Below are 16,603 nucleotides of genomic sequence, written 5' to 3' on the forward strand. Positions count from 1 at the left end.
TCAGTACCCCCCGAAGTGGTAGGGCGCGATCAACGGGTTCCCGCCGGTGTAGGGGCTGGGCATCTGACCGATGGTGCGGCCCCACTGCATCTCGAGTTCGGTGAGGTCGCCCTCCCACCTGGTTCCGGTGAACAGGCCGCTGTCGATCCGACTCAACGTGAGGTCGATGACGAGGGTGATGTTCGCGAAGTCGCCCCGGAACCAGTTGGGGATGGTGCTCTTCACCCACGGGTAGGTCGACAAGAAGTCCAGGCCCCTGGTCAGTGCGGGTCCGGCGTTGGCCAGTTCCCGCAACACCGGCGCGATGTTGCGCAGGTTGTCGACCAGTGATTGCTTGGTCTGGTTGACGGTGTCGGTTGCGATGGCGCTGAACTTGCCGAGCGCGTCGATCGCGTTGGCCAGCTTGGTGCGCGAGTCGGCCAGCACTGCCAGCGCCTGCGGGATGGTGGTCAGCGCCTTGTCGACGGCCTGGTCCTTGGCGGCGACCTGACCGGCCAGCGAGTTGAGCTTCTCGGTGGCGGTGATGATGTCGTCGGTCTGGACGTTGAGCTGGGAGATGAACGTATCCAATTGGACTAGAAGGCTTTTCATATCGTCTTCGCGTCCGGTCAGCGCCGTGGCGAACGCCTGGTTGATCTCCTGGAGTTGGCCCAGCCCGCCGCCGTTGAGCAGTACCGACACCGAGGCCAGCGTCTGCTCGGTGGTCGGGTAGGTGCCGGACCGCGACAGCGGTATCAGCGCACCGTTCTTGAGCTCACCCTGTGGCGCCTCGTCGGTGGGCGGGGCCAGCTCGATGTGCTGGGATCCCAGCAGGCTGGTCTGCCCGACCTTGGCGGTGGCGTTCGCGGGCAGATGCACATCGCCGTTGATACGCATCGTCACCAGCGCATGCCAGTCCTGGACCGCAATCTTGGTGACGTTGCCGACGTTGACGTCGGCCACCCGCACCCGGGTGTTCTCCTGAATGGTCACCACGTCGGGCAGTTCGGCCTGGATGGTGTAGGAGCCGTCACCGGTTCCGGTGGTGCCCGGCAGGCTCAGCGAATTGAGGCCCCGCCATTGGCAACCCGAGACACCCAACAGGCAGGCGACGACCAGCGCCGCGGCGCCAAGCCGCCTCATGGCGGACCCTCCGGAACCATCAGACCTTCCAGCCCGGCACCGGGGTCGGTCGGCGTGGCGGGCGGGACCTCGGCGGCCAGCGCCGAGGCGGCGTCGGTCGGTGGGGCGGTATCGGCCGGTGGCAGGTGGGGGTTGAGCCGGTCCTCGCTGTAGGTGATCTCGTTGGGCCGCGCGACGGTGCCGACGAACGGGTTACCGCCAATCGGAAAGGTGTTGTATTGGCGGTTCTTGATGATCGGCGCCAGGTACTGCGTGCACAGCTTCGAGGACTGCTGCCAGCCTTCGCGCGACGCCGCCTGGATTGAGCTGCAAATGAATTGGACGGTGTCGGCGAAGTTGACTGGGGCCAGGATGCCTGTGATCGCGCTCTGCGCCGGCTGGTAGATGTTGGTGAAGTTGGAGAACACCGTAGGCGCGATGTGCAGCGCCTGCTTGACGTCGCCGCTGCTGTCGTTGAGCGCGGTGGTGATCGCGTTGAGATGGTCGAAGGTGGTTCCGAGACCTTCCCGGTTCTCGGCGACGAAGCCACGCAGATCGTTGACGGCCCCGTCCAGGCCCTGTGTCGCGCCGGCGATTTCGTCGGGGGTGTTGGACAGCACGGTGGTGACGTCGGCCAGGTTGGTGTTGAACGACGCCAGCAGGTCGCTGCTCGATGACAGCGCCGAGACCAGCAGCTGCAGGTTCTTGACGGTGCCGAAGATGTCTCCTGCGTGGTCACCCAGTGCCGAGGCGGCCTGGGAGAGCTTGAGCACCGTGTCACGCGCGGTGTCGCCCTGGCCGCGCAGGTTGTCTGCGGCGGTGTTGATGAACTCGCCGAGCGCGCTGGGGCCGCCCGGTGTGGTGGGCTGCAGTGATCCGGTGAGTTTCTCGAGTTGCCTTCGCAGGTCGTCCCATTCGAGGGGCACCGCGGTCCGCTCGATCGGGATGGTCGCTCCGTCGGCGAGTTCCGGGCCGCCGGAGTAGGCCGGAATCAGTTGCACCGCCCGGGCGGAGACCAGCGAGGGCGACAGGATCGCCGCCTTCACGTCGGCGGGCACCTGGTACTTGCGGTCGACGGAGAACGTGACCATGGCCGCGGTGGGTTGCGGCTCGATCTTCTCCACGGTGCCGACCGCGACGCCCAGAATGCGGATCTCGTCGCCGGTGTAGAGGCCGTTGGTGTTGGCGAAGTAGGCGACGTAGGTGTTCTGCGCGACGTGACGCCACCACGGGGTGGCCACCACGGTGACCGCCACCGCCAGGATGGCCAACAGGCTGATGCCCGTGGCGATCTGGGTCGCGCGCCGATGCGTCGTGAGCATCAGTTCCTCCCGTCGGCCGGCGGCACCGGCGGGATCGACGGTGGCGGTAGCTCACCGGGTGCCGGAGCCAGGGCGGGCGGGCCCGGTGGTGGACCGCCGGGCGGCGGTGCCGGCAGCGGCTCGCGGTAGGGGTAGCGCGGGTCGCCGGGGTTACCGGTGATGGCGTCGGGCAGGGTCAGGTTCGGCTCGCCGCCCTGTCCGGTCCGCGGGTAGGGCACCGGCAGCGGCGGGGTGGCCGGCTGTCCGACGCCGGGCTCGACGAGTTGGGAGGGCACCTTCACGTTCGGGTCCAGACCGAGGTCGGAGAACGCCGCGTCGATGAACGGCTGGGAGAACTGGCCGGGTACGAGGTTGACCACCGACGCCTTGAAGAACGGTCCCGAACCCAGCACCTCACCGAACGACATGGCGTAGCGCCGGAACAGATACAGCGTGCGCTGCAATTCCTTCTTGCGGTTGTCCAGGATTGCCAGCACCCCGTTGAGTTTGTCGACGGCCGGCTTGAGCTGGGTGCGGTTGTCGGCGACCACCGCGGAGATCTGCTGCGACACCGCGCTGATGTTGCCCATCAATGCGTCCACCGAGTCACGCTGGGAGACAAGCTCGACCAGTAGCGCGTTGGCGTTGGCGACCAGCTGGGCGATCTGTTCGCTGCGCTTGGCCAGCACGCCGGTGACCTTGTTGGCATCGGCCAGCAGCTGGCGGAGCTTGGCATCGCGCGTGTTGAGGGTGTCGGAGAACTGGGCCACACCCTCGAGAGCGATCTTCAGGTCGGGCGGGGTGTCCTTGAACGTGTCCGCGATAGTGGTCAGCGACGACGACAACTGGGCGGTGTCCAGACCGCTGATCGTCGTCGTGAGGTCACCGAGGGCGTCGGTGAGGTCGTAGGGCGAGCGGGTGCGTTCCAGTGGGATGGGTCCGCTCAGCGTGCCGTCACCGCGCGGTGTCAGCTCGAGATACTTTGTGCCGAGCACTGTTTCGGTCTTGATCGCGACCTCGGTGCGGTCACCGAGGTCCACCCCGTCGCGAACCGTGAAGTCCACCAGCACCTTGGTGCCCTCCAGGCTGATGCCGGAGACCCGGCCGACACCGAGACCCGACACCCGCACGTCGCTACCAGTCTTGATACCGCCGGCTTCCGCGAAGTAGGCGGAGTGGTCCGTCGTCCCTTTGATGAAGGGGATCTTGTCGTAGGAGAACACCGCGGCCACCAGGGCGACGACGACGGCGACACCGACGAGGCCGACGGTCAGCCGGTTACGGTCGGCCAGCGGCGTGAAGTGTGGTCGCTTGATCGTGAGTCGGCTCATTTGGGTGTGCACCGTCCGGTGTCCTGTCCGGCGAGTTTGACGAACACGGGCTGACCGCCCTTTCCGTTGACCTTGAGGATCGCGTCGCAGAGGTAGAAGCCGAAGTAATCCCCGTACAAGCCATTTCGGGCCAGTACCTGGTAGGCGTCCGGAAGTGTCTTGACCAGGTCGTCGACGAAGTCGTGGTCGGCCATCACCTGGCCGGCGAACCGGTCGGTCTGGGTGACGGTGTCCTTGATCGGCTGGCGTGCCGCGGTCAGGAGGTCGGCGACCGACCCGGCCGCGGCGTTGATGTAGGCCAGCCCGGTGCCGATGTCGGTCCTGCGGTCGGCCAGGCCCGCCACGAGCTGGGACAGCTTGTCCAGCCCCGTGCCGAACTGGTCGTCGCGGGCGGCGAACGTCCCGAGCACGGTGTTGAGGTTGGTGATCACCTCACCGATCAGCTGGTCGCGCCCGGCCAGCGTGGTGGTCAGCGCCGAGGTCTGGGCGAGCACCGAGGAGATCGTGCCGCCCTGACCCTGGAACACCCGCAGCAGCTGACCCGACAGGGCGTTGACCTGGTCGGGGTCCAATGCGCGGAACAGCGGCCGGAAGCCGCCGATGAGCGCGTCGACGTCGAGGGCCGGCGCGGTCCGGGTCAACGGAATCGTTTGCCCGGGAGAGAGTTTGCGCACCGAACCCGCACCCTCCTCGAGCGACAGGTAGCGGTCTCCGATCAGGTTCTCGTAGCGCACCACGGCGCGGGTGCCCTCGGTGAGTTGCAGTTGCTTGTCGACGGCGAAGTCGACGGTGACAGTGCCGTCCTTGTGCAGGGTCATGTCCTTGACCTTGCCGACCTCCACCCCGGCGATGCGGACGAAGTTGCCGCCCTTGAGACCCGAGACGTTGGAGAACACCGCACTGTACGACGCCCGCGAGTCGAAGCGGAACTGGCCGAACACGGTGACCAGGACGAACATGAAGATCAGGCACATCACGGTGAACAGCGCCACGAGGGTGGCGGTACGGGCGGTTCTCGATCTCACGGCTGTCCTCCCGGTGGCGGTGGGTACAGCGGTGTGCCGTCCGGTGCGAATTCCGGTGCGCCGTAGGCCGGTCCGCCGGGATAGGGCGGCGGCGGGCCGGGAGCCGGGCCCCCGGGATAACGGATCCGCGGTTCCTCCGGCACGCCCTTGGTGGCCGGGAAGTAGTTGGCGAAGCCGGGGAACCCAATACCCGGGTTCGGCCGCACGTCGAGGCCGGTTCCGAAGCCGGTGTCGGTGACGAGGTACTTCACCGGGAAGTTCTTGCTGGCGTCGGGCAGCGAGCCGCAACTCGGCTTTCCGCCGGGACCGCCCTTGGCGTTGACGATCGGCAGATTGTCGGGGTAGCGGTAGGGGTCGTCGCCGGCCAGGAGAGCGGCGTCCATGATCACCGACTTGCCGTTGCCGCCGAGGGCATCCCGGCCACCGTTCTCGAGGAACCACTGGGCGCCCTGGAACAGGCAGGTGTAGGTCGGCGAGTACTTTCCGAACAGCGCGGTGGTCGGGTCCAGGATGTTCATCGCCCGCACCAGGTTCGGCTGATTGGCGCCGATCGTGTTGATGCCGGACTGGGAGAACCCGACCGCCGACAGCAGCAGGCTGTCCAGGGCGCCGGCGTTGGCGGTGATCGTCGCGCTGGTGGTGGTGAAGTTGTCCAGGATGGCCAGAATGTTCTGCGCCGCATCGGAATAGGCCTGGGCGGTCTGGCCGAACAACTGCCAGTCTCGCTGCACTCCTGGCATCCGCGGGTTGACCGCCAGCAGCACCTTGTTGGCGTCGGTGATCGACTCACCGATCCGTTGGCCCTTGCCGCGCACCGCGTCGGCGACCGCGGTGAACACCGAATTGAGCTTGGCCGGGTCGATGGAGCGCACCACCGACTGCAGGTTCTGGAAGACCGTGTTCACCTCGACGGTGACATTGCGGGAGCGCAGCACCGCGCCGGGGGCAAGGCGCCCGCTCGCACCGTCGGACGGGACGATGAGGTCGACGTACTTGGCGCCGAATGCGGTGCTCGACTTGATCTCCGCCTCGACGTTGCCCGGCAGGTACTGGAACGGCCCGGGGTCGATCTTGAGTTTCAGAGCGGAGAGGTTCTGCCCACCGGCGTGCTCAGCGCCGATCGAGCTGACCTGGCCGATCTGCACGCCGCGCAGTTTGACCTTGGCGCCGTCCTCCATGACGAGTCCGGCACGGTCCGAAACCACCGTCAGCGGAACGGTTTTGCGCAGCGATCCGGAGAACAGCAGTGCGGTCAGCGCGGTGAGGGCGGCGATCACGAGGATCAGCACCGGGGCCCACCAGATCGGATCGATCTTCTCGCGTCGGGAGGAGTTCGCCACGCCTACCCCGACAGGTGGAAGTTGCCGGACTGTCCGTACACGGACAGTGTGATGGTCAAGAGGATGAACACGCCCGCGGTGATGGAGGTGCGCACCGCGCGGCCGACGGCTTCACCCACGCCGGCCGGCCCGCCGGTGGCGGTGTAGCCGTAGTAGGTGTGGATAGCCATCACGACGGCGGCCATCGCCAGCGCTTCGATGAACGACCACATCAGGTCGCTGGGATGAAGGAAGCTCGAGAAGTAGTGGTCGTAGACACCGCGGGACTGGCCGTAGATGACGGTGGTGCCGAACCGGGTGGCCAGAAACGACATCAACACGGCGACGGTGTAGATCGGGATGACCGCCAGCACGCCCGCCACGATGCGGGTCGAGGCCAGGTAGGTGACGGCGCGGATACCCATCACTTCTAGGGCGTCGATCTCCTCGTTGATCCGCATCGCGCCGAGCTGCGCGGTGGCGCCCGCCCCGATGGTCGCGGCCAGCGCCACGCCCGCGGTCGCCGGCGCGATGAACCGGACGTTGAGGAAGGCGCCCAGGAATCCGGTCAAGGCCTCGATACCGACGTTCGACAGTGTGTTGTAGCCCTGCACGGCGATCAGCGCGCCGGTGGACAGCGTCAGGAAGCCGACGATGACAACGGTGCCGCCGATGACGGCCAGCGCGCCGGTGCCCATCCCCATGACGGCGATGAGTCGCAGCACCTCGGCGGGATAACGCCGCACTGCGTACGGCGTGGCCGCCAGGGCGCTTCCGTAGAACGCCGTCTGCTCCCCCAGCTTCCGGGTCGCGCCGACCAGCCGATTGGTATCGGTGTCGCTCACGGCGCCACCTTGACGCCGAACGCGGTGGCCAGAATGTTGATCAGGAACAACGCCATGAACGCGAACACCACGGTTTCGTTGACGGCATTGCCGACCGCGGTGGGCCCGCCGCCGACCGACAGCCCCTTGTAGCAGGCGATCAAACCGGCCGACAGGCCGAACAGCAGCGCCTTGACCAGAGACACGATCACCTGGGGCAGGCCGGTCAGCAGCGTCATGCCGGCGACGAACGCCCCGGGCGTGACGTGCTGAATGAACACGACGAAGAAGTAGCTTCCGGCCAGGCCGACGACGGCGACCACCGAATACAGCATCAGCGCAACGAAAGTCGCGGCGATGACCCGTGGGACCACGAGGGCTTGGATGGGGTTGACGCCGATCACCTTCATCGCGTCGATCTCTTCGCGGATCGTGCGGGCACCCAGGTCGGCGCACATGGCGGTCGAGCCGGCCCCGGAGACCACGATGGCCGTCACGACAGGGCCCACCTGGGTGACCGAGGCCAGCGCCGCCCCGGCGCCGGAGAGATCACCCGCGCCGACCTCGAGCAGCACGATGTTGAGGGTGAAGACGATCAGCACCGTGTAGGGAATCGAGAGCACCACCGTGGGCACGATGGACACCCGGGCGACGAACCAGATCTGGTCGAGCAGTTCACGCCAGGCGAACGGGCGGCGGAACATGGCCGCGAAGGTTTCGCCCACGAGAACGACGAAGTCGCCGATGGAGAACACGGGCTTGGACCAGGCGGCAGCTTTCACCGTCGGCCGCCGAGGAAACGCGGGCGGAGCGAGGGCAACGGCGGCATTACAGCCGCCGGGCGCCAGCACCCCTCTGCGGATCCCACATGCAGTCCTCTCCATCGTCAGGCTTGGGCCGGACGCTAAGAGAGTCCCGATTAGCTGTCAACGCACGCCTGCGCAGAAGTCCAAGCGTCAATGGGCACTATCGGCAGGTCGCCGCAAAGCATTTGGTTTCGCTCAGACCGATCGGATCGTCGCGATTTAAAGTGTTGTCCGCGGCGTGCTAGAGCCCGTGCGTAGGCTGGGCTGGTGGCTGAAGCGGTCGACCCGTCCATCCCACCGAGCGGCACGGGCTGCGTCGAATGTGACGCCTCGGGCGGCTGGTGGGTGCACCTGCGCCGCTGCGCCGCCTGCGGACACATCGGCTGCTGCGATGACTCCCCGATGCGTCACGCGTCCGCGCATTGGCGGCAGTCAGGTCACCCGATCATCCGCTCCTTCGAGCCGGGCGAGGACTGGTTCTGGGACTACCAGGACAACCAGTACTACGACGGACCGCGACTGGCGCCACCGGAGAGCCGGCCCGCTGACGAGACGGTGCCCGGTCCCCGCGGGCGGGTGCCCAGCGACTGGGCCGAGATCCTGGGAAGGCGCGCGGACTGAATCACCGCGTCGGGACCGCCGCGACGACGCAGACACACTGTGGCGTAGACGTTGTCGACCTGAGTGATCGCGTCGTCGTTGACCACCACGCGCTTCTTGCGCAACACCGACGGCGTGCAGGCGATGAACGGCACCGGCCTCGCACAGTGGTCGTCGCAGACCTGGACGCTGTCGTCGAATCGCATCCCGAGCTCGGACTGGTCGAAGTACACCGTGTAGCGGATGGTGAACAGCCAGGTGGCGTCGGCACGTTGTTCGGCGCGAACGATCAGAGAGTCGTCACCGATCCTCGCCATGGGTCCGATGGTCCTCCGCGCAGCCGCTCAAGTGTGGGAGCACACGCCGTGTCAATCCGAAAGACCAGACCTCTGCATCTCTTTGGCGAATTCCTCGCTCATCCGCTCGGCGAACGCGTTGACCGCTTTGAGCGGACGCAGCATCACGGTGAACTCGTCGATAAGCCCGTCGGGCCGGGTGTGCAGGAAGTCGCAGCCGTTGATGTCGAGGTCGCCGACCTTGGCGGTGAAGACCAGCGCGTGGTCGGGAGCGTCTTGCGCACCGATCTCGCGGACGTAGGTGAGATCGGCGAACACCCGCGAGACGGCGCGCAGGATCACGCCGACGGCGTCGCGGCCGTGGTACGGCTTGTGCGCGATGGGGCTGCGGAAGACGACGTCCTCAGCGAACAGCGCGGGCAGGGCATCGAAGTCGCCGGCTTCCACGGCAGCGCGAAATGCATGCATGACCGAGAGCATGCCACTACTCGGTGATGACGCCGCCGCGCAACAGCTCCAGCGCGGTGCGGCACAGCCGCTGCAATTCCGCCAGCGACGGGTCGTCGCCGACCATCCACATCTCCATCGCACCGAAAACGGCGGCCGCGATGCAGCGGGCCGTGACCATGACGCGCAGCCGATCGTCGACCGTCGCGTGCCCGGCGCTGTCGGAGAGCTGGGCAGCCACCGCGTCGGCGAACTCGGCCTCCACCTGGCGGGTGTGCCGCAGGATGCTGCCGGGGTCGAGTTCTTTGGCGCGCAGAGCCGCGATCTGGGCGACGGCCTCCGGGTCATAGGGCGAGGCGTCGATGGCCGATTGCACCGACTCCAGGATCGGTTCCTCCGGCGAACGCGCCTGCAGCGCGGCGCGGAACCATTCCAGGCCGGCGTCATAGTCGGCGAACAGCAGGTCGTGTTTGGAGGTGAAGTGGCGATAGAACGTGCGCAGCGAGACCCCGGCATCGGCGGCGATCTGATCGGCCGAGGTGTCCTCGACACCTTGGGCGAGGAACCGCACCATGGCCGCGCGCCGCAACGCGTCGCGGGTGCGCTCACTGCGCGCCGTCTGAGCAGGCCGAATCACGCAGGACAACCTACCGCACGACCATTTGTCAAAATTGACAAAACATCGAAGTGATTGATCTACATTGACCAACCATGACGCTTCTCGTGCATGCAGTGCTCGCCGTACTCGTGATCGCCTGGGTCATTCAGTCCAACCCCACGATCTTCCGCAAGCCTGCCAACGGACCCGCTCTCAGCGCCCTGGAGGTGGCCTACTACGTGGCGGGCATCGCCTCGATCGCGCTCGGCTGGTACTTCAACATCAAGTTCGTCCACCAGTACGCCGACGGCAGCGGCAATGTGTTCACCGGGAGCGGAAGCTGGTGGCAGTTCATCACTTTGGGCTATGACAACCCAGCGGCCGCCTCAGCCAGCCAGGATTACACGATCGGCAATGTCATCCTGCTGCCGTTGTTCACCATCGTCGACGGCTACCGCCGTGGCATCCGCAGGCCGTGGCTGTTCTTCGTGTCCAGCCTGTTCACCAGCTTCGCGTTCGCCTGGGCGTTCTACCTGGCGACCGCCGAGCGTCAGCGCCGCCACGAGAAGGCGGCGGCTCAGACGATCGGCGCCAGCGTCGGGTAGTCGGTGTAACCCGCCGATCCCGGTGAGTAGAACGTCGCGACGTCGGGTTCATTGAGCTCGGCGCCGGCACGCAGCCGGTCGATGAGGTCGGGGTTGGCCAGAAACGCCCGGCCGACGGTGGCGGCGCTGATGACGCCCCAGTCGGCGAGGTTCTCCAGCTGGCAGAAACTGGTTTCGACCTCGCGACCGGTGTTGAGGACGAAAGTCCCCGGCCACAGTGCGCGGATGGTTCCGAAATCGTCGGCGTCGGGGTCGATGAGCGCATGCAGGTATGCCAGGCCGAGCGTTGAAATGCGCTGCAGCAGGGCCTCATACGCTGATATGGTGTCGATCTCGTGGACGTCTCCGGCGTTGTTTCCGGGCGAGATGCGCACCCCGACCCGGTCGGGGCCGATCTCCTCGGCGACGGCTTCGATGACCTCGGCGGCCAGCCGCGCACGGTTCTGCGCAGATTCACCGTAGTGGTCGGTGCGCCGATTGGTGGCATCGGCCAGGAACTGGTGCAGCAGATAGCCATTGGCCGAATGGATCTCGACACCGTCCATACCGGCGTCGACCGCGCGGCGGGCCGCGGTGCGGAATTGCGCTATCACGCCGGGGATTTCGTCGGTGTCGAGAGCACGCGGAACGGGCAGCGGCTTCTTGCCGGCGGGGGTGTGCGCGAGCATGTCGGCAGCGATCGCTGACGGCGCCACCGACTCGGTACCGCTGATGTCGGGGTGCCCCATCCGGCCGACATGCCAGATCTGCATGAAGATCAGCCCGTCACGTTCGTGGACGGCCTGGGCGACCTGCGCCCACTTCTGCTCGTGTGCGTCGGTGTAGATGCCCGGGGTATTGCCGTAGGCACCGTTGCCGGCCTGAGAGACCGCGGTGGCCTCGGTGATGATCAGACCCGCCGAGGCACGTTGCGCGTAGTACTCGACCTGCAGGTCAGACGGTGTGCCGTCATCCTGGGCCCGGCTGCGCGTCAACGGCGCCATGAAGATCCGGTTGCGGGCCGTCACACTGCCGACGGTGATCGGCTGGAGCAGGGCTGCGTCGTCGGCCAGGGTGTAGGTCATGCCTGCCTCAAGTACGGGCGGGCCCTGATTCATTCCCGCCGCGGATAGATTCACCGAGCCTGTCGTTGTCGCGAGGAAGTGCGACGAGTGGACATGTCGCCAACTACAGGCTGGGAGCGCGGACCTCATCCAGGAATGTGCGGACGGTGGACTCCGGCGTGCCGGCCGGCAGCCCCACCATCACCCGGTCGATGATGCCGTCACAGCGGGCCCGCAGCGCGCCGGCCAACTCCTCCACCGGCGCGACGACGGCGAAGGTCTCCAGTATCTCGTCGTCGATGAGGGTGCCCATCGTGTCCCACTGGCCCGCCATCGACAGCCGGTGCAATTCGGTTTGCAACTCACCCCAGCCATGCAGTTCGAGCACCTTGCGATACGCCGGGGTCGAGGCATAAAACGCGATCTGCTTGCGTGAAGCCGCTGCCGCCGCGGCCATTTCCGCCTCGTCGGCACCGGTCACCACGAACACCGGCGCGAACATCTGGAAGTCGTCGCGGCTGCGGCCGGACTTGGCCATCCCGCGCTCCACCGCCGGGATGGTCACTTCGTCGAAGTAGCGTTTGGTGGTGAACGCGTGCGCGATCATCCCGTCGGCGACCTCGCCGCACGTCTCCGTCATCAACTCGCCCACCGCCGCGATGAGGACTTTCGGCGAACCGTAGGGCTGGGGCTCCGGAGTGAACATCGGCGTCATCAGGCGGTGGGTGTAGAAGTCTCCGTCGAAGCTCAGCTTGGTGCCGTTGTGCCAGCAGTCCCAGATGGCGCGCAACGCGACAACGAACTCGCCCATCCGCTTCGCAGGCTGACTCCACGGCATGCTGAACCGCTTCTCGATGTGCGGTTTGATCTGAGTGCCCAGGCCCAGCAGCAGCCGGCCTTCGGAGTACTCCTGGAGATCCCACCCGACATTGGCGACGGTCATCGGGTTACGTGCGAATGCCACCGCGATGCTCGTGCCCAACTCGATCTGCGAGGTGTGCTCGGCAGCCAGGGTCAGCGGCAGGAACGGGTCGTGATTGATCTCCGCGGTCCAGCAGCCGTCATAACCGAGCCGCTCCAGATCCCGGGCTGCGTCGGCGACCTCGGCGAGCCTGCTCATGACACCGCGATCGACCTTGAGACAACCGCCCGACGCCATGCTGGCAGAGGCTACAGTAAGCAATTCAGTATGGTCAACGCGCGCACGGTTAGGACACCTCGATGAGCAACGCGCAGGACTGGCAGGACACACTGCACGACCTGAGCCGGCGGCGTCAGCATGCACATGCGATGGGCGGCGACGAGCGGCTGGCCAAACACCACGACAAGGGCAAACTCGACGCCCGGGCACGCATCGACCACCTCCTCGACCCCGGCACCTTCCAGGAGTTCGGCACCCTGGTCGGCGGCGAGATCGCCGCGGACGGCATCGTCACGGGAGCCGGACGCGTCGGCGGCACGCCGGTGATGATCGGCGCCGAAGACTTCACCACCCTGGCAGGCACGATCGGCCCCGGCGGCAACGCGAAGCGCTACCGGCTGGCCGAACTGGCGCTACGCAACAAGGTGCCGCTGGTAATGCTGTTGGAAGGGGCCGGATTTCGGCCGAGCGGGGAACACTATGGCCGCAGCCCCACCGACCTCATCGCGCAGGCACAGTGTTCCGGCAAGGTGCCCACTGTCTCGGCCGTGCTGGGCCCGTCGGCCGGCCACGGCGCACTGGTGGCGCCGGTGTGCGACTTCAGCATCATGAGCGGTCAGGGCGCCATCTTCACCGCGGGACCGCCGGTGGTGAAAGAGTCCACCGGAGAGGACATCTCGAAGGAGGACCTGGGCGGCCCCGACGTCGCCCTTGCCAGCGGCGTGATCCACAACGTCGCCGAGACCGACGAAGCGGTGCTCGACGAGGTTCGTCGCTACCTGTCCTACTTCCCCTCCAGCGCCTGGTCCTATCCCCCGACCCGGCTCTACGACGACTCGGCGGAACTGCGCCACACCCCCGAACTGCTGGACATCATCTCCCGGGACAACCGACGCATCTACGACATGCGCACCGTCCTCGACGTGGTGTTCGACGAGCCGGACTGGTTCGAGGTGCAACCGAAGTTCGGCCCGGCGATCATCTGTGCGCTGGCCCACCTGGGTGGCTATCCGGTGGCAGTCGTCGCCAATCAGCCGACCAAGCTCGCCGGGTCGATCGACGCCGACGCTGCCGACAAGGCAGCACATTTCATCATGGTGGCCGACTCATTCCACCTGCCGATCGTTTTTCTGGCCGACAATCCCGGCATGCTGCCTGGTAGTCAGTCCGAACGCAGTGGTGTGCTGCGCTCCGGGGCCCGGATGTTCGCCGCCCAGACGGCGGCCACCACGATCAAACTGCATGTGACACTGCGCAAGGCGTTCGGCTTCGGTTCGATGGTCATGTCGCTGTTGGGTTTCGACAGCCAGGTGGCCACCTTCGCCTTCCCGGGCGCCACCATGGGCGCGATGAGCGCGGCGGCGCTGAGCCGGGCGTCGCACGCCGACGAGGACGTCACCGAAGTCCTCAAGAACATGGAGCTCGAGGCGTCGTACCGCTCGGCGAACAACCTCGGGTTCGACGAACTGATCTCGCCGGAAGAAACCCGCAACGCCCTGCTGCTGGCGCTACAGCGCGGTGTCTACAGCCGCCAGCAGGTCGCAGAACCGGTGTCGCGCACCGTCATCACACCGTAGCGCGATAGGTCTGCACGACCGGCTCGAGCTCGTCCGGGGTGGCACCGTGCAGGATCACCGCGTCGGCGCCATAGTCGAACTCCTTGCGAATACGGTCGACACACTGCTGCGCCGAACCGGTGGCCGATGGTTCGAGCCACTCGTCGGGGATCAGCGTCGCGATGTGCTCGATCTGCTCGGCGGTTCCCTTGTGGTCGATGCCACCACCGATGGACTGCACCACCGAATCCGCCCGGAACCGTTCCAGCACAGCGGGATCCCAGCCATTGGTGTTCACCAGCAGATCGCCGTACCCCTGGAGGTAGGTCGCCAGGCGGGCCACCGTCTTCTTGAGCCGCAACTCTTCGGGCAGGTGATCACCGACGGTGGCGAAGCAGGACCACACCCGCACGCTGTCCGGGTCGCGGCCGGCCTGCTCGGCGGCGTCCTTGACCGTCTTGACGCAGCGCTGCAGGGTTTCCGGGGTGAAGTAGGTGTGCAGGATGACGTCGTCGAACGCGCGGCCACCGAGCTTGAGGGTGTTCGGCCCGAATGCCACCAGCGCCAGCCGGATGTCCTCCCGGAAGTCCGGATCGAGGAACAGAATCTGGTACTTCCCGAGCGGGCCGTCATGGTTGAAGATGATCTCGCCCTGCCACAGCCGGCGCATCACCTGGGCGAAGTCCTCCATCTGCGCGGTGGTGACCGCCGGGATGCCGAACGCCGAGTAGATGGCGCCGATTCCGCGTCCGATCCCCAGGGTGAACCGGCCACCGGACAGGCGGTGCATGGTGGTGGCCCACGACCCGGTGATCAGCGGATGCCGAGTGTTGTGATTGGTTGCCGCCGTGGCGATCTGCATCCGGGTGGTCACCGCGCAGGCCGCACCCACCAGTGACGAGGCCTCCTTGACGTTCCAGCGCTCAGAGATGAAGGCCGTGCCGAAGCCGAGTTCCTCACCTCGGCGGGCCTCGTCCATCAACGTGGCGGGCCCTTCACCGCCGGCGCCTGCCAGCAGGTAGTAGCCGAGTTCGTCCAACGGTTGTCCGCTCACTGCCACTCTCCTTGTTTGTAGCCACAATTCCAGACTTCGGTGATCCGGCCGTCGACGACACGGAAGATCTCCATGCTGCCGATACAGATCTCGGACCCGTCCTTGAGCGTCATCGGCGACTGGTAGACCAGCGCCACGTGCTCGTCGTCATCCCCGGCGACGATCAGGTTCAGATCGAACCGGATCTCGTCGAACATCTCCCAGGTGTCGACCACTCGTTTGACAGCCTCATCGTGGGTGAGCACATGAGACTCCCCCACCTCGTGGCGAATCACGCTGTCCCCCAGCAGTTCCTCGGCCAGAGCGAAGTCCCGCGTGTTCCAGACCACGAGGTTGTAGAGCTCGACCACCTCACGCGCGGTCCTGCCCACCGGCGCTGACGTCATTCCAGGCAACTTAGTTGTCGTGTGTTTAATATGCAAGGGTGCCCACTCCCGAACGCGGCTTGACGCAAGCGGAGCGGGTCGAGACCTCTCGACGCCGCCTGATGGAGGCTGCCGCCGCGCTCATCGTCGAGAAGGGCTGGGAGGCAACGACCGCTGCGGAGATCGGCCGCCGTGCCGGGTACAGCCGCACGATGGTGCACGCCCGCTACGGCGGCAAGGACGCCATCCTGGACGACTTCCTGCAGGTGTACATGAGCCGCCTCAACCCGGACCCAGATCCGGGCGCGACGGGCATGGAGCAGGTGCTGGCCCACATCGACCGGATCCGTGAGCTCTACGCCCGGGAGCCCGACGTGTTCCACGCGATGTACGTGGCCACCTTCGAAGCGGTCAAGACCACCTCGCCGCTGCGCGACCGGATAGCCGGCGACCTGTCCAACGCAGCGCACAAGATCGGTACGAGCCTTCGACGCGGTGTCCGCGACAAGTCGGTTCGCCGCGATGTCGACGTCGACAAAGCGGTCGGCGACATCACCGCGGCGACCTTCGGTGCGGTGTTCGTCTGGATTACCCTGCCGCGAACCTTCGACATCGGCCGCGAACTGACCCACACCCGCGAACGGATCATCCACGACTACGGAACCTGAGGGCGCGTGTGCCGCCGGCTCACGAGAAGCGCAGCAGCGTTCGGGTGAGATGCAAGGACGTGATTCGCCAACCGCCGTCGCGCTTGGCGTAGGTCTCGCGGTAGTGACCCGCCCCGTGCATGTGGGTTCCGTCGGGAAAGAACAACATGTCCTCCATCGCCCAAATGCCGGTCGCGGTCGTCGGCGAATCCAGGGTGAGCTCCGGGGTGTGGCAGTGGTGAACGGTGGCCACCCCCTCCAGCGTTGCCAACACCATCGGGACGAAGTTGTCGACGCCCTCGATCGGTGGACCGGTCTGCGGATCCACCCCGCCGGTCGATACGGCACCGTCGAGCAGCACGGTGAGATCCTCGGCGAAGACAGCACGCCAGCCCTCGACATCCTTGGTATCCAGGTACCGGCAGTATCGGGCCTTCAGCTGCCGAATCGCCTCCAGTTCATCGGACATCGATGTCACCGCACACCCTTCGTTCACCGGGACGAGAAGAACTCTCATCACAGCAACAAGACCCGGGCACACGTG

The 16,603-nt window shown here is 66.4% G+C and carries 19 protein-coding genes; 4 read left to right on the forward strand and 15 right to left on the reverse strand.

The genetic code is table 11. The features are described from left to right. From OG976_RS09185 to OG976_RS09215, 7 genes are read right to left on the reverse strand one after another with little or no spacing between them, the layout of a single operon-like run. Positions 1 to 1,122 carry an MCE family protein gene (locus tag OG976_RS09185; protein ID WP_328360871.1) on the reverse strand — a complete coding sequence of 374 codons (1,122 nt, stop codon included), beginning with the start codon at positions 1,120 to 1,122 and terminating at the stop codon, positions 1 to 3. After that, on the reverse strand, positions 1,119 to 2,423 hold the full coding sequence (locus tag OG976_RS09190; RefSeq protein ID WP_328360874.1) for an MCE family protein: 1,305 nt from the start codon (positions 2,421 to 2,423) through the stop codon (positions 1,119 to 1,121). Before OG976_RS09190 ends, OG976_RS09185 begins: the two co-directional genes overlap by 4 nt. Beyond that, entirely contained in the window at positions 2,423 to 3,733 is a 1,311-nt protein-coding gene (locus tag OG976_RS09195; RefSeq protein WP_328360877.1) for an MCE family protein, read from the reverse strand. The genes OG976_RS09190 and OG976_RS09195 overlap by 1 nt, the downstream gene beginning before the upstream one ends. Further along, a complete protein-coding gene (locus tag OG976_RS09200) occupies positions 3,730 to 4,758 on the reverse strand; it encodes an MlaD family protein (RefSeq protein WP_328360880.1) in 1,029 nt (342 codons plus the stop codon). The genes OG976_RS09195 and OG976_RS09200 overlap by 4 nt, the downstream gene beginning before the upstream one ends. Further along, positions 4,755 to 6,098, reverse strand: a complete 1,344-nt coding sequence (locus tag OG976_RS09205; RefSeq protein WP_328360883.1) for an MCE family protein — start codon at positions 6,096 to 6,098, stop codon at positions 4,755 to 4,757. The genes OG976_RS09200 and OG976_RS09205 overlap by 4 nt, the downstream gene beginning before the upstream one ends. Positions 6,099 to 6,100: 2 nt before the next feature. Next, on the reverse strand, positions 6,101 to 6,922 hold the full coding sequence (locus OG976_RS09210) for an ABC transporter permease (RefSeq protein ID WP_328360885.1): 822 nt from the start codon (positions 6,920 to 6,922) through the stop codon (positions 6,101 to 6,103). Then, positions 6,919 to 7,605, reverse strand: coding sequence for an MlaE family ABC transporter permease (locus OG976_RS09215; RefSeq protein WP_442930515.1), 687 nt, complete (start codon positions 7,603 to 7,605; stop codon positions 6,919 to 6,921). The genes OG976_RS09210 and OG976_RS09215 overlap by 4 nt, the downstream gene beginning before the upstream one ends. Before the next feature lie 369 nt (positions 7,606 to 7,974). Between OG976_RS09215 and OG976_RS09220 the strand changes: the two genes are divergently transcribed. After that, positions 7,975 to 8,328 (forward strand): UBP-type zinc finger domain-containing protein, encoded by a 354-nt coding sequence (locus OG976_RS09220; protein ID WP_328360891.1) that lies wholly within the window; start codon positions 7,975 to 7,977, stop codon positions 8,326 to 8,328. Here the strand turns inward: OG976_RS09220 and OG976_RS09225 are convergent. From OG976_RS09225 to OG976_RS09235, 3 genes are read right to left on the reverse strand one after another with little or no spacing between them, the layout of a single operon-like run. Beyond that, complete coding sequence (locus OG976_RS09225) at positions 8,211 to 8,624, reverse strand: hypothetical protein (protein WP_328364080.1); 414 nt, start codon at positions 8,622 to 8,624, stop codon at positions 8,211 to 8,213. The two genes, OG976_RS09220 and OG976_RS09225, sit on opposite strands and share 118 nt — an antisense overlap. A 51-nt stretch (positions 8,625 to 8,675) precedes the next feature. Continuing rightward, positions 8,676 to 9,071, reverse strand: a complete 396-nt coding sequence (locus OG976_RS09230; RefSeq protein ID WP_328360894.1) for a nuclear transport factor 2 family protein — start codon at positions 9,069 to 9,071, stop codon at positions 8,676 to 8,678. Between the two features lie 16 nt (positions 9,072 to 9,087). Further along, positions 9,088 to 9,687 carry a TetR/AcrR family transcriptional regulator gene (locus OG976_RS09235; RefSeq protein WP_328360897.1) on the reverse strand — a complete coding sequence of 200 codons (600 nt, stop codon included), beginning with the start codon at positions 9,685 to 9,687 and terminating at the stop codon, positions 9,088 to 9,090. A 74-nt stretch (positions 9,688 to 9,761) separates the two neighbouring features. Between OG976_RS09235 and OG976_RS09240 the strand changes: the two genes are divergently transcribed. Continuing rightward, positions 9,762 to 10,253, forward strand: coding sequence for a DUF2834 domain-containing protein (locus OG976_RS09240; RefSeq protein ID WP_328360899.1), 492 nt, complete (start codon positions 9,762 to 9,764; stop codon positions 10,251 to 10,253). Here OG976_RS09240 and OG976_RS09245 read toward each other — a convergent pair. Together OG976_RS09245 and OG976_RS09250 are read right to left on the reverse strand one after the other, a co-directional pair. Continuing rightward, positions 10,226 to 11,317, reverse strand: a complete 1,092-nt coding sequence (locus OG976_RS09245) for an alkene reductase (RefSeq protein ID WP_328360902.1) — start codon at positions 11,315 to 11,317, stop codon at positions 10,226 to 10,228. The genes OG976_RS09240 and OG976_RS09245 overlap by 28 nt on opposite strands. A 103-nt stretch (positions 11,318 to 11,420) precedes the next feature. Continuing rightward, positions 11,421 to 12,455 carry an LLM class F420-dependent oxidoreductase gene (locus OG976_RS09250; RefSeq protein ID WP_328360904.1) on the reverse strand — a complete coding sequence of 345 codons (1,035 nt, stop codon included), beginning with the start codon at positions 12,453 to 12,455 and terminating at the stop codon, positions 11,421 to 11,423. 62 nt (positions 12,456 to 12,517) lie between these two features. On the opposite strand from OG976_RS09250, the gene OG976_RS09255 reads away from it, so the two are divergent. Next, on the forward strand, positions 12,518 to 14,014 hold the full coding sequence (locus OG976_RS09255; RefSeq protein WP_328360907.1) for an acyl-CoA carboxylase subunit beta: 1,497 nt from the start codon (positions 12,518 to 12,520) through the stop codon (positions 14,012 to 14,014). Here the strand turns inward: OG976_RS09255 and OG976_RS09260 are convergent. Both OG976_RS09260 and OG976_RS09265 read right to left on the reverse strand, forming a co-directional pair. After that, positions 14,004 to 15,047 (reverse strand): TIGR03857 family LLM class F420-dependent oxidoreductase, encoded by a 1,044-nt coding sequence (locus OG976_RS09260; protein ID WP_328360910.1) that lies wholly within the window; start codon positions 15,045 to 15,047, stop codon positions 14,004 to 14,006. The genes OG976_RS09255 and OG976_RS09260 overlap by 11 nt on opposite strands. Next, the gene (locus OG976_RS09265; protein ID WP_328360913.1) at positions 15,044 to 15,433 is read right to left on the reverse strand and encodes an ester cyclase; all 390 of its coding nucleotides are present in this window, start codon (positions 15,431 to 15,433) and stop codon (positions 15,044 to 15,046) included. The genes OG976_RS09260 and OG976_RS09265 overlap by 4 nt, the downstream gene beginning before the upstream one ends. 38 nt (positions 15,434 to 15,471) lie before the next feature. On the opposite strand from OG976_RS09265, the gene OG976_RS09270 reads away from it, so the two are divergent. Next, complete coding sequence (locus OG976_RS09270; RefSeq protein WP_328360916.1) at positions 15,472 to 16,080, forward strand: TetR/AcrR family transcriptional regulator; 609 nt, start codon at positions 15,472 to 15,474, stop codon at positions 16,078 to 16,080. A gap of 19 nt (positions 16,081 to 16,099) precedes the next feature. Here the strand turns inward: OG976_RS09270 and OG976_RS09275 are convergent, their stop codons facing one another. Continuing rightward, the gene (locus tag OG976_RS09275) at positions 16,100 to 16,528 is read right to left on the reverse strand and encodes a nuclear transport factor 2 family protein (protein ID WP_328360919.1); all 429 of its coding nucleotides are present in this window, start codon (positions 16,526 to 16,528) and stop codon (positions 16,100 to 16,102) included. Between the last annotated feature and the right edge of the window lie 75 nt (positions 16,529 to 16,603).

Origin of the sequence: Mycobacterium sp. NBC_00419 (assembly GCF_036023875.1) — a bacterium.
Taxonomy (GTDB): domain Bacteria; phylum Actinomycetota; class Actinomycetes; order Mycobacteriales; family Mycobacteriaceae; genus Mycobacterium.